The organism is Frankia sp. CgMI4 (genome assembly GCF_001756285.1).
In the GTDB taxonomy this organism is placed as follows: domain Bacteria; phylum Actinomycetota; class Actinomycetes; order Frankiales; family Frankiaceae; genus Frankia; species Frankia casuarinae.
Genome location: NZ_MAQZ01000123.1, coordinates 1 through 12,621 on the forward strand (window position 1 = coordinate 1; position 12,621 = coordinate 12,621).

Below are 12,621 nucleotides of genomic sequence, written 5' to 3' on the forward strand. Positions count from 1 at the left end.
CTCGTCATCCACCCGACCATCATCGACCAGGCCCCGCCCGGCCGTCAGCACCATCGCCACGATCAACCCCTCCCTACCCGCCATACCTAGCCTAGGCTGACGATGACCTCTGTCTCACATCATCTTGGCAGGTAGGGATCGCCGGCTGTCTCCTGCTCGGYCCCGTACTRCCACCAGCGTTCGCCGGTCCCCCGGTCCATGACCAGGAAGCGCTCCTTCACGGCCGGCCCGCGGATGACCAGGGACACCGTGTACGGCTCGGCCACCACGGCGTGCACCATCGTGTGGTGCAGGGCGTAGCTGTCGCCCACCTGCTCCTGGCGGACCTGGAGCGCTGCCAGGGAGCCCRGCTCCGGTTCGGCGTCCACGTCGAGGTCGCCGAACAGGTAGTGCCGGTACTCCCCGCGTACGATGCGGCTGGCGTACGACCAGCGGTGGTTGTGCGGCCGGTCGAAGTAGCCGGGCAGGAAGATGTGCAGYCGCACCCGTAGGCCGGCGTCGTCCTGGTACAGCACGATCTTGTCCAGGATGTCGTAGTGCTCGCACAAGGCCAGCAGCTCCGGCCGGTCCGGCAGTTCGAGAAGCGCGGCCCGGATCAGATCCGGGTCGTCGGCCAACTGGGTGAGCGCCTTGCGGGTGGCGTGCTCCACGGCGTCGATGTCGTTCCAGTCCAGCCCGCGCAGCGGTTCGATGACGTGCTCCATCTCGGTCTCCTCCTCAGTCTTCGGGCTTGGCRCTGGACTTCCACAGCCGACACACCGGCACGATGTCCTCCTCAGCGGCGCAGGACGAGCCGCCCATGACGATCTCCTCGGCCGGGCAGCCGCCCTGGCAGGCTGATGCCTTGCAGCCGCCACAGGCGCTCGACACCAGCGGCCGGGTGAACAGGTCGAACTCGTTGTCACCGCGGTTGAGCACCACCTGGCCGTCCTGCATCCGGGCGAAGTACAGGTCGGTGTCGAACAGGTAGGAGCAGACGTAGCACCTGCCGTCGGGAAAGATCGAGATCCGGTCCAGCGTCCGACCGATGCACCCCTGGTAGCCCTCGGCGGCGTAGCGGGCCATCTGGTCGCGGCGGGCGTACGTCGGCTGGTACCAGACCCGCGTCCGGTAGGCCGGCGCGATTCGGTTCAGGTCGTCGCAAAACGTCATCCACTCTGCGGGGCCGATGGCCATGTCGGCGTTGCCGTGCCCCACGCCGATGGTCGAGAAGACATGGAACTTCACGAGCGAGACGCCGATCTCGTCGGCGAGATCCAGCAGCTTCAGGGCGTCGGGCTTGTTGGCCTGGTTGACGGTGCAGATGATCCGGGTGTCGAAGCCACGGCCGGTCAGCTCGGCCGTCGTCTCCAGCGCCGTGGCGAAGGTATCCGCACCGCGTACCCGGTCATGCGTCTCGGCGCTRCCGCCGTCGAGGCTGACCTGGACGTAGGCGAAGTCCTCCGGTTCGAGCTGGCGGAACTTGCGGGCCGCCGGCTTCTGGGCGTTGGTCGTCGTGATGACGTCCTCGTAGCCCAGTTGCCGGCCGAGCCGGATGGCGTCCACGTAATTGGGGTGCAGTGTCGGCTCGCCGCCGAGGATGGTCAGCTTGCTGCCGCCCATCCGGCGCCACGTGGCGAGGGTGTCCCGGATCTGGGGCAAGGTCAGTTTGAGCGCCCGGTCCAGCCGTTCGCCCATGTAGCAGTGTTCGCACCGGAGCTGGCACGCCTCGGTGATGTAGAGGTACACGTTGCGGAACCGGCCGTAGGCGATGCGCTCGATCCGGTCGGGGGCAGGCAGGCCGGCTCGGCGTGGCATCCGGGCGTGGCCGTAGTCGTCGCCGGTCCGCAGACGCGGTGGATCAAGGGGGACAGTGGTCATGGCTGGCTGCTCCTCGTGAGTAGCGCGGTGACGGCTTCGGCGGTCTGGTCGGCGGATACGCCGCCGTCGAGCTGCGTGATGGGGATGCCGGCCGCCGCGAACGCATCCCGGATGCCCTCGGCGGTCTGGCGGTAGCGGTTGAGCCGGGCGCGCAGCAGCCGGGGCGCGTCGCCCCGGCGGGGGTGGAGAATGCCGCCGCACCGGGCGCAGCGCTGGGAATCCTCGGCGCTCGGAACGGCAGGCAGGCGGGGATCGCGGATGGGGTCGCGTTCGCAGCGGTGGCAGACCCGGCGCTGGAAGGCCCGCCGATACAGCGTCGTGAGGTCTGCTGTCAGCTCGACGGCATGGACCACRCAGCCGGGCGCGTGCTGTTCCAGTACCGCCAGGTAGAAGCGCACCTGCGCCCCGGTCCCGGGGAAGTTGTCGAAGAAGACGGTGCGGGGCAGGCTGGTTGCCACCACCGACTTGACGTAGCCGTGCAGGGCTGTGACCACGGTGAAGTCATCGATCCATCCCAGTCGTTCAGCACTGGTCGCAGTGGCCGCCAGGATGGTCTCCGGTACGTGTTCCCRGAGCCGGAAGACGGCATGGCCCGGCAGTGTGCCCAAGGCCGCGGTCAGCGTCGTCTTGCCGGCCGCGGGCGGCCCGAATACCGGTACAGCCAACGTGAGGGGCATGAGCGACCCCCTTTCGCACGGGGATGCCGTCGGCATGGGGCCCGCACCGCACAGTGGYCGTGACCGAAAGCATCCCGATGGCTACGGGTTAAAGATCGAACGGCATCAGCGTCCGTGTCTGTCGCTGGTGCTGCTACATCACGGAGCGGTGGCCGGCATACGCGGGACGCATGGACCCTGCTACCGGTGGTGTTACCGTCGGAGTGTTGACCTTGGCTGCGGAGTGCGAGGGAGGCCGCCCGGCGATGACGACCGCGCCCCGGCTGCGGCACTGTTCCCGCTGTGGCAACCGCCTCGCCGCCGATAACCCCGGGGCGATGTGCAGCCCCTGCCAGAGCGCCGCCCTCGACGCCCAAGCCCGGCCACCGGCCGTACCGCCGGAGTTCTGGACGCTCGACCAGATGCGCGATGCCTTGGCCACCTGGCACATGGGCCGAGTGATCTACGCCTATCGGCGTCACCCGTACCACCGGCAGACGCTGCCCCAGGAGCTGGTGGGCACCTGGCTCGGCCTCACCCAAGCCCAGCTCAGCCGTATCGAGAACGGCCGCGCGCCCGAAGAACTCAGCAAGCTCATCCGCTACAGCCAGATTCTCGGTATCCCGGCCGAGCTGCTGTGGTTCGACCTGCCCGGCGAACCGCGCGTTCGGCAAGGGTCACCGGCTGAAGCCCGGCCGCCGATCCTGCTGCCGATCGTGGTGGGCGGCAGGGAGGTCGTCGTGCCTGTCGACGCAGAAGCTGCCGAGACGGCCGGCCTGAAGAACCTGATCGTCACCCAGGGCCGCGCCGCGTCACAGGAGCGCCAGGCGGCCTGCCTCTTGCCCTTCGCCGGGGTGGACGAGCTGCGGCATATGACCGCCGCGCTGGAGGACGCCCGCCGCTACCTGGACGGCTCGGTGGTCGGCTTCTTCGCCCGACAGTTCGAGCGTTGCAAGGCCGACGACGGAGAGGCCGGGCCGCTCCGGGTCTTACCGCTGATGCTCGGCGTCTTGGGTGCAATCCAGCAGCACGCCTGTGACGTGCGTCCGGCGGTACGGCGGGAGCTGTTGGCGGTCGGTGCGGACGGTGCGGAGTTCGCAGGCTGGCTCTACCGCGATCTCCATGACCCCGGCTCGGCTGCCTACTGGTACGACCGGGCGATGGAGTGGGCGCAGGAAGCCCAAGACATCCCGATSCAGGCATATGTGCTGGTCAAGAAGTCGCAGATGGCGTACGACGGCCGCGAACTGGCACGCATGCTGAACCTGGCCGAGGCCGCCGGCCGGGCCTGTGTGACCGCTCCGCCCGCGGTTCAGGCCGAGCAGTTGCAGCAGGAGGCGCTGGCCCTGGCCACGCACGGCGAGCCGCTGGTCGTTATCGAGCGGAAGCTGGAGGCCGCCCGGAACACGGTGGAGGTGGGCGGCGAGTCCTCGCGCTCTCACCTGGTGGCCGTAACCCTTCAGCTCCGTGCCGCCGCCGTCTACACCGAAGCCGGAGTGCCCGACCGGGCAGCCGGGATCTTCGCCGACATCCTGGCCATGGACACTTTGTCGCGGCGGGACACCGCGCTGTTCAGCGCCCGGCGGGCGGCGGCGCTGGCGTTGAGCGGGCATCCGGACGAGGCTGCCGCGGTCGGCCTCGACGCCTTGCAGATCGCACGGGCCACCAACTCCGGACGCACCTCGGCCATCCTGGCGGACGTGGCGCAGAGCCTGACGCCGTGGCGGTCACGGCCAGGGCCGCGGGAGTTTCGGGAGGCAATGCTCGCGTAACGAGGCGCGCACGTCCCACTACCTGGGCGAGTTCGGCGGATGACTTCTGGTCAACAGCGCATACAGGCTGAATCCGCGAATTCGCCAGACTAGCCCGCCGTATCAACGGATGGCCAACTTGGCTATTGCTTGCGTAGCGGAGCAGATCGGACGCTCAGTGCATGGTCCGATTCAGGTGCGGAGGGACTACCCAGCGCGGYACGAGCTGCAGAAATCCCGTAAAGGAAGCCGGTTGGCACTGTAGGCATCACCCATCGGGGTCGGTGGTTCAGACCCGTGCGCGTCGTAGTACGGCACGCACACCAGCGACGCCGCGCCCGAGAACCACGTCATCAGCGCCACGCCGCGCGGCTCCGTCGCCTCCAAGCCGTGAGGCAGTTCGGGTGCACTCCGCCGCCGAGACGGGCATCAGCCTGATCGCCGGTTCCGGTCCTCGGGAAGTCATCATTGGGCGTGCGACCGAGTACGTGAGTGACCAGATGTGGCAGCGGCTCACTCGTAGCTGGTCAGGACGCCGGTGCAGCGCCCTTGCCAAGCTGGCGCGGACCATCCTGGATGCGCAAGATCGGCTCCGCGAAGGGCTGGCTGAGGTCACCGACCGGACGCTTGAGCTGCTCAATCGGTCCTCGATCGAGCGGCAGTTCGCGGCAGAGCTGGTGAAGCGGCTGCCGCTGCCGACGGTCGGCGAGAACTTGATCGCCACTGCCCGAGGGCTCCAGGTGACCGGCATCGTGGTGTGCGTGGCAGAAAGCCGGCCGCTGACGGAGTGCGCCTGCTTCACCGACGTCGTGCGCGTGGAGGGCCAGGACAAGGTCAAGTCCTTGATCACGGCCGGGATGGCGGACTGGGCGGGGTTGGGGACGATCGACACCCGCTGAGTGCCGTCGTCGTCCTGCGGTCGAACCACACCAGGCCCGCGTACCGCCCATACCTCGGGCGCATAGCCCCATCCCCTCTCCGCAGTCACCGTTGCCACAGACGTCCCGGACCGGGTCGAGCCGACTCCCCGGTCCGGGACGTCGCCACCTCGACGGGCTGGAGGAACGGGATGTCCATGACCGTGTTCGGCTACATCCGGCTGGAAGACGACGACGAAGCCGAGGAAGACCGCCTCCACGACCTSCTCGTAGCCCACGCCGCGACCGAGGGCTTGGCCTTGGCCGACGTCTACGTGGACCGGCACACGCCGGTGGCCCGCATCGTGCGCCCCGGACTGACCGAGCTGCTCGCGAGGCTCCAGCACACCGAGGGAAGCGGTGTTCTGGTCGCCACGGCCGATCATCTCTCCACCCACCCGCCGGTGCGCGAGGCCATCGAGGTGGAGATTGGTAACGCTGGCGGCACGGTGCTCGTGGTGGAAGCCTCCGACGTCTCTTCATCTGGCCCGCGGACGTGAACAGCGTGATGGCCTCGGCCGGCCGGGAGACGGCCGCCGTGGTGCCGGCGCATGTGGTGCGGCGATTCGAGGCGGATCACACGGCACCGGGCCTCGCCCGACGGCATGTCGAATCGATCTTGGGGGCGTGGGACCTTGCGGACTTGATCGATACGGCGGTCCTGCTCGCGTCCGAGCTGGTGACGAACGCTTGCCGCGTTTCGGCAGGACAGACGGCGGTCATAGCCACCCGCGTGACACACAYCGACGCGGATCTGATCATCGAAGTCTGGGACGCCGATGCTTCGACGCCCGTCCGCCGAGATCCGGCCCTCGACTCCGAAGGCGGACGCGGCCTCTTCCTGGTATCGGCCCTGAGCAGCCGCTGGGCCTTCTACCGTCCGGCCACCGGGGGCAAAGTCGTGTGGTGCAGCCTCGCCTTGCCGATGCTCCCGGCGGCCGGTTCGCCTGCACCCGTCCTTCCTCGTCGGCGGGCGTCCGCCGACCCGCCGGCCCCGATCGAGGTCTTCGACGATCTGGATGTGCTGCAACGGGTCGCCGATGGCCTGCGGGCGCTGGACTGGAACCTCCCGCCCGGTGATCCGCTCCGGTCGTAGCTGCCAGGCTGTAGCTCTGGCCAAGGCTGACCGTTCGCCAGAGGATGGCCGTGGCCGACCCCCCGACGCCAGAAGGAGTGCCATACCCGTGCACGAGACAGTGACCTCGCTCCGCACGCTCGACGGGTTGCATTTGGCGGCGACTCTGGTGACCCCGGACATGGCACCTGAACGCGCAGCGGTCCTGGTCCACGGCGGTGGCGTCACCCGTGAGGAGGGCGGCTTCTTCACTCGGCTGGCCGCAGGGTTGGCCGAGGCGGGAGTGGCGTCGCTGCGGTTCGACCTCCGCGGCCACGGGGAGAGCGAGGGTCGGCAGGAGGAGCTGACGCTGTCGTCCATCCTCAACGACATCCGGGTGGCTCTGGCCGAGGTCCGGGAGGCGACGGTTGCCGACCACGTCAGTCTGCTCGGCGCCAGCTTCGGCGGCGGCATCTGTGGCTACTACGCCGCCAAGCGACCAGCGGACGTGTCCCGGCTGGTGCTACTCAACCCGCAGTTCAACTACAAGTGGCGCACGATCGACAGCCGGCCGTACTGGCACGACGACCACATCGACGACGAGGCCGCCCGGACGCTGAACGACGACGGGGCGATCACCTTCACGCCGACACTCAAGCACGGCCGGCCGATGCTCAACGAGGTCTTCTGGCTCCGGCCGGACGAGGCCATCGGGGAGATCGCCGCGCCCACGCTGCTGGTGCATGGCACGAAGGACACGCTGGTGCCGATCGAGTCGACACGCGGCGCCCTGGAGAAGTTCACGGCCGAGGCCCGCTTGGTGGAGGTCGAAGGCTGCCAGCACGGCTTCGCCGTCCACGACGACCCCCAGTACCTCCAGCCCCAGAGCCAGGAGTGGCAGGCGTTCGTGATCCGGACGGTAGCGGACTGGCTCCAGAAGGCTGCCTAATGCTTCCCGCTACCGGGGCTCCTTCCGGTATTCCCACAGGGCCGCCCGAATCGCGTCGCCCGCTCGGCGGTGCCATGATCGCGGGCGCCTCCTTACCGGCCACACGAGTGCCTGTCGCACGACGGCCGCGTCCCGCGTAGATGCGTCGTTCGGGTTTATCAGGGCCAGCAACCCCAGCGCCCGCAACGTAAGTGCGGCATCCGTTCGCGACACCTCATGGATAAAGCCGTGAGCCACGAAGTTACGGTAGTTGCGCCCGCGTAGGAGCAGGAAAGTGCCGAGGAAGCGCGCCCAATCGAGATCCAAGGCTTGAGTCTCCAGCGTTCGCAACAGAAATTCCAACGGCGGGAACTTGCCGGGCGTGTTTCCCTTCCCCTTCTCCACGTTGTATAGCGGTTCGTCGATTAGGAGCAAGAGGCCGCGAGCGGCGGCTTCGATCTTCGGAATGGCCAGGTGAACGCTGGCATCAAGTTCGCCCATCCAGAACAACCGTAAGGCGGTCGCGAGYGACCTTCCGAGCCGCGGATCGCAGCCGTACTGGCCGGAGAAAAAGATCTCAAGCTCAGCCTGGGTTGGCGTACCGTAGGTAGCCGAGATCCGTTCCAAGGCGGTGGCAAGCATCCCGCCGTCTACCATAGCGTTGATCTCCTCGCCCTGGACGATCTCGCGACCAAGCTGGGAGTCATCATCTGAGCCTATGGTGCTCTGAGGTAGGCCATGCGTGCCAAACATCACGGTAGGGAATATTCTGCGGAATACCGAGTTAGCTAGCCGTTCCTGTGCTGCTCGCTCATTGTTAGAGAATCGGCCAGTTGGCGGGTCGGTCTCCAGCCACATCTCGATCGCGTCGCGCCAGTCCGATGCTTCATCGAAGATCCGGAATCGCTGCTCGACCATGTCTGGCGGGAGATTGATGGAGAACGGCTGCCTAACCCATTCCAAGTCTTCGGGACGAATCGCTTGCATCGCGGATATTGCTCGATCTTCGATATCCTTCACGCCAACCCGCCGCGCCACGGTAGCCGCTTCTTGGAGGAAGTTCATGCGCGACAGATTCTCAGAAGTCTGTTCGGCCGCCGAGAGGTACACCTCTGCCTCGGCCCGATTGACAGCATTCTTGCGCTGATCGTCGGTGGCATACAAACGCACCAGATTCGCAACTTGGGTAGCCAGATAGGACTGTGACCTGTACCGGGTGAATGCGAGGTCGAGCAGGCGATCTACATCAGAATCGCGAACTGGCGAACGTGTCGGCGGCTGAGCGAGCGCCGTCAGCAGCGGAAGCACTACTCCTGCCGACTCGCCCTCAGCCGTGGCGAGTTCGTTCGCGATCAGGTGCTTAATAGCCTCGATGACGTCGGCTTCTAGCGCGGCGAGTCCGACCTTCCTGGAAAGTGTCCATGCCCGCACAAGACCGACCGACTGATCCAGCCTGTAAAGTCCGCTGTCGACAAGTTCCAGGTGCGCCCGCACGGCTTGCTCGGCGTTGTCCCGGCCGTTACCCAGACGCCCTGCGGCGAACCGAAGATCGAATAGCAGCGAGCGGGCGACCGGATGCGTGACCTCCGTAGAGAGTGATACCCAGAGCTGACGTACGTCCTCACTGGCGCTACGTATCGCAGGCGGCCAGGAAAAGCCAGGCGGCTGGTTCAGTGGCTCCAGCTCGGCGTCTGGAGACCCGGCCTTTCCGCGATCGAGCTGGATGCGGTAGCCAAATGTTTCTGACAGCGTCCGCACCGCCGTAGCGCCCACGGTCGGTGCCACGGTTGGCGCCAGCCCGGCGATCCGACGCTGGATCTCGTGCCGGGCTCCGGGCGGTTCGCAGGCTGCATCGGCCAGCGCGGCCAGCTCACTGACGATCGACGGGTCGTGCCGATACGGTTCGCGCTCGACCGCGGGCGGTGCCTCGTCGTCGGCTGTATCGGGAGCCTCGCCGGACTCATCGTTCTGCGGCGGCGCTGCCGTCAGATCATCCACTGCTCAACGATAGGCGCCCGGCTGAGCATGGTCGTGAGCGGTCCTATCCCGTTGGCAGATCACCCCACCGGCGCCCGCAACCCCCGCACCAACTCCCCAGGATCGATCTTCAGCGCCTCGGCCAGCTTGAGGATGTTGTGCAGCGAGATGTTGCGCCGGCCCCGCTCCACCTGGCCGACGAACGTCCAGTGCAAGCCGCACTCGTCGGCCAGCTGCTCCTGGCTCAAGCCCAGCTCGTGCCGCTGGGCGCGTACCCGTTCGCCGAACGTCTGGGCAGCTGCTGAGACAGGTGGGGTCRCCATGACGATCCCAAGCCCATACGTCTAGCGCCTCTGCATCCAGAGCGCATACATCCCATGCATATACGTCCCATGACTTTGCGCCTAGCCTGGTGACGTCCCGGCGAGCGCCGGGATCGGCAGCGGCCGCCAGCGTCGCCGGCCTAGCCGGGAGGCACGAGCACCGGGAGGTGATGGCTATGACGACCAAGCTCCATGGTGGCGAGGGCGGCGGTGGCGGCACAGGCCGCTGAGCCTGCCCCCCTCGCGCTTCCGCGGCGCGGTGTTCCTGTCCTTCAGGGCCAGGGGTGCCGCGCCGCTTGCGTTTACCAGCAAGATCGCTTCGTGATAAACTGATCTTGCATCCATGAACCCACTGCAACGCCTCTACCGCACCAAGCTGACCTTGCTGGCCGTGGTCTTCACGATCCTCGGCGTGGCGTTGCTGCTCCTGAGCCACCGCGCCAGCCTGACCAGCGTCGCCCCGTGGCTGGCCTTGCTGCCGCTGTCCGAGATCGGCTCGACGCTCTTCGGTAGCGGCCTGATCGTGGTGGCGTTCGACTACATCAACGAGCGGGACGCCGACGAGCGGGCCAACGAACGCCTCCGCAAGGTACTCAAGGAGGAGGCACCGGCTATCCGGGATGCCGTGATCGACGGCTTCGCCTTCGCGCCCGATGCGCTGACCGACGTTGCCTCACCGCAGACGCTCGACCGGGTGATCCGCAACACCTTGGCCATCCAGCTTGGCGACCAGGCTCTGGCCGATGATCTGTACGCAGACCTCCAGACACAGCTGCTTCGTACCCGTGAGCGCCACTACGACGAGCGGATCACGGTCAGCCTCGCGCTCTGGGAGAAGGGGCCAGGGAGCGGCGATGGCGCCATGTTCGTGGCGACCGTCCGGCGCGAGTACACCGTGCGTGGCATGGGTCCGACGGTGCGCTTCGAGTGTGTTTCGGACCTTGCCGACTACCGTGAGYTGGCAACTGATCCGGACGGCACGAAGGCTTGGTACTTCGAGCCGGTGGCAGGGCTCGACGCCGCCTCACCGGAGGCGTTCGAGCTGCTTGAGTTCACCCTCGACGGTCGRCCGCGGCCGACCCGCCGGGCCAAACGCCCCGGCGGCCAGTCCTTTACCGTCACGGTGGGCGCGCAGRCTGGCACCGACATGCAGGCCGAGATCACCTACACCTACCGCGTCCTCGTCCAGCAGCACGGGCACCTGCTCTACCTTGACTTCGGCGCACCCTGCAAGGGCATCGACGTGGACCTCAACTACGGCGGCTGCGGCATCCGGCACGTCAACGTCCTGGACTTCATCGCTGGCTCGAAGCCGACCCGCATCTCCCGCAGCCCGAAGGACAGTACGCCGTTGGTCGGTGTTCGCTACGACGGCTGGATCTTCCCAAAGAGCGGCGTGGCGTTCTCCTGGGTACTGGAGCGCGAGCTGACATCTAAGCAGACCAATGTATAACATTACAATCAACCATCCTTTTCGGGCTACGGGCGCGAGGCCCCCAGAACCGCCAGGGCAATCAATCAGTGATAAACTGMCGCAAAAGGATGATCTCAACATGGATGGTCGTAGCAAATGACGCGGTCGCCAGATGGYGCAGAGCAAAACCCCGACTGGCGACGTATCGCGCTCAATGACCAGTTGTATCGAGATCCCAAGTCCGATGAGCTGGCTGGACCGCTCGCCGCGCCAAGCCCTAGCCATCTCAACCTTAACGATCTTCCATGGCAGACCTTTGAACGCCTGCTCCTAAGGGTCAGTCGCTCGATTGACGGAGCTCTGGATGTACACCTCTACGGCAAGCCAGGCCAGAAACAGCACGGCATCGACCTCGTCGGGTTCTTCCTGGATGGACCGACTACCGTCTACCAGGCCAAGGACTGGAAGGAATTCACCGCGGGTGACCTGAGTGGCGCAGTCAAGAAGTACGCCGATGGCAAGCGACCATTCGACGCTACCCGCCTCGTCGTAGCAGTAGCATGCGATACCAGCGACACGAAGGTTGTCGACAARCTCGCCGACCTCCGCATTGCATATCCCGGCCTCACCATTGAGTTGTGGGGACGGAACCGGCTGTCGGAGTTACTCGAACCATATCCTGACATCGTTGCGCGTTTCTTTGGCTCAGCTACCGCGAAGCTATTCTGTAGCGGATTGAACGCCCTGCGGGATGAAACGCCACCTCCAAAGATCGAGTCAGACGCGATCTTGCGTGGCCCCCTAGCCAGCCTGAACCTCCTCGCAGAGATGGCGGAAGCCGAGCGGCTCGTTGATGAGTCCCCAAGGCAGGCGGCTGCGCTCTACGGTTCGATCGCTGAGAAGCTTGAACAGTCACCTTTCCAAGCCCATGCCAGCCGAGTGCGAGAGCGACAGGCGGCAGCGCTCGAAAGCTCGGGTGAGCATGAAATAGCCGCCGGAATTCGTCTCTCGCTGGGGTGGCAATTCGTTCATGCTGGCGATCAGTGGAGTGCGGGTCGGCAAGTCGCCGAGATGGAAAAGCATGAACAGGCACTTGGCGAAGCTACGGCAAGGTCTGGCGTAGCTCTTGCCCGGGCAGCCGAGTTTGGCTATGCGCGATCAGTGAAGCTCGATGACGTGGYAGCTACATTTGATGATCTGCGCCCCGGGGACAGTCACGAAGTTAACTCGGCCCTTCTGCTAGCTGAGCAAGCTGTGGCTTGGYGGCGGCTCGACTTGATTAAAGCGCGTGCAGCTCGTCTTCGTACACTTGCCGATGGCCTACCTTTGGACGACGACAATCAGACGACTGCCGCACGGCTACGAATGTGCCTTGCCGATGCCGTGGATGACTGGCCACAGTTCACCAGGCATGCCCGTGCGAGCTATCGGCCGGCGCTTCGAGCCTGGGTGCATGCGCGGCATGCGCGGCATCTTGCGATGACCGGCTGGCCAGAACAGGCAATTGAGGCTTGGGAAAATTCCGCCGCGGACGCCACGAACGCGGGTTTTTATAGYGACGCAGGTGACTGGCTGTACGCCGCRCGAACCGTACATTCCTTCTATGGGCGTATATTTGGAATCGATCTAAACGAGTATCACCGCAGAGCGCAAGCGCTGCGGGCAACGAGCAACAACTCTCAACTACCGACGCCATCTCCGTTGCGTCAGCAGGTGCTGTCGAGAATTCTCGCCGAGAAGT

General features: G+C 66.0%; 11 protein-coding genes and 1 pseudogene. 7 read left to right on the forward strand and 5 right to left on the reverse strand.

Annotated elements, in window-relative coordinates; all coding sequences use genetic code 11:
- Positions 1-119: 119 nt before the first annotated feature.
- The 3 genes from Manayef4_RS20680 to Manayef4_RS20690 are packed head-to-tail and all read right to left on the reverse strand — an operon-like array spanning position 120 to position 2,537.
- Positions 120-704: a hypothetical protein gene (locus Manayef4_RS20680; protein WP_070132986.1), complete on the reverse strand. Its 585-nt coding sequence runs from the start codon at positions 702-704 to the stop codon at positions 120-122.
- A gap of 13 nt (positions 705-717) precedes the next feature.
- Positions 718-1,860 carry a radical SAM protein gene (locus tag Manayef4_RS20685; RefSeq protein ID WP_070132988.1) on the reverse strand — a complete coding sequence of 381 codons (1,143 nt, stop codon included), beginning with the start codon at positions 1,858-1,860 and terminating at the stop codon, positions 718-720.
- Entirely contained in the window at positions 1,857-2,537 is a 681-nt protein-coding gene (locus Manayef4_RS20690; RefSeq protein WP_083282606.1) for a hypothetical protein, read from the reverse strand. Before Manayef4_RS20690 ends, Manayef4_RS20685 begins: the two co-directional genes overlap by 4 nt.
- Before the next feature lie 245 nt (positions 2,538-2,782).
- Between Manayef4_RS20690 and Manayef4_RS20695 the strand changes: the two genes are divergently transcribed.
- From Manayef4_RS20695 to Manayef4_RS20715, 5 genes are all read left to right on the forward strand, one after another.
- Positions 2,783-4,288: a helix-turn-helix transcriptional regulator gene (locus tag Manayef4_RS20695; protein ID WP_083282607.1), complete on the forward strand. Its 1,506-nt coding sequence runs from the start codon at positions 2,783-2,785 to the stop codon at positions 4,286-4,288.
- Positions 4,289-4,671: 383 nt separating this feature from the next.
- Positions 4,672-5,166 (forward strand): hypothetical protein, encoded by a 495-nt coding sequence (locus Manayef4_RS20700; RefSeq protein WP_070132990.1) that lies wholly within the window; start codon positions 4,672-4,674, stop codon positions 5,164-5,166.
- 170 nt (positions 5,167-5,336) lie between these two features.
- On the forward strand, positions 5,337-5,684 hold the full coding sequence (locus tag Manayef4_RS20705; RefSeq protein WP_070132992.1) for a recombinase family protein: 348 nt from the start codon (positions 5,337-5,339) through the stop codon (positions 5,682-5,684).
- A gap of 8 nt (positions 5,685-5,692) precedes the next feature.
- Positions 5,693-6,280: an ATP-binding protein gene (locus Manayef4_RS26830; protein WP_070133002.1), complete on the forward strand. Its 588-nt coding sequence runs from the start codon at positions 5,693-5,695 to the stop codon at positions 6,278-6,280.
- Positions 6,281-6,362: 82 nt separating this feature from the next.
- Positions 6,363-7,187 carry an alpha/beta fold hydrolase gene (locus tag Manayef4_RS20715; protein ID WP_070133004.1) on the forward strand — a complete coding sequence of 275 codons (825 nt, stop codon included), beginning with the start codon at positions 6,363-6,365 and terminating at the stop codon, positions 7,185-7,187.
- A 9-nt stretch (positions 7,188-7,196) separates the two neighbouring features.
- Here Manayef4_RS20715 and Manayef4_RS23610 read toward each other — a convergent pair whose 3' ends face one another.
- Positions 7,197-9,164: a hypothetical protein gene (locus Manayef4_RS23610; protein WP_083282608.1), complete on the reverse strand. Its 1,968-nt coding sequence runs from the start codon at positions 9,162-9,164 to the stop codon at positions 7,197-7,199.
- A gap of 59 nt (positions 9,165-9,223) precedes the next feature.
- The gene (locus Manayef4_RS20725; RefSeq protein WP_070132994.1) at positions 9,224-9,466 is read right to left on the reverse strand and encodes a helix-turn-helix transcriptional regulator; all 243 of its coding nucleotides are present in this window, start codon (positions 9,464-9,466) and stop codon (positions 9,224-9,226) included.
- 343 nt (positions 9,467-9,809) lie between these two features.
- On the opposite strand from Manayef4_RS20725, the gene Manayef4_RS20730 reads away from it, so the two are divergent.
- Both Manayef4_RS20730 and Manayef4_RS24585 read left to right on the forward strand, forming a co-directional pair.
- On the forward strand, positions 9,810-10,919 hold the full coding sequence (locus tag Manayef4_RS20730) for a hypothetical protein (RefSeq protein ID WP_070132996.1): 1,110 nt from the start codon (positions 9,810-9,812) through the stop codon (positions 10,917-10,919).
- Between the two features lie 117 nt (positions 10,920-11,036).
- A pseudogene (locus Manayef4_RS24585) lies at positions 11,037-12,621 on the forward strand (hypothetical protein); the annotation flags it as partial.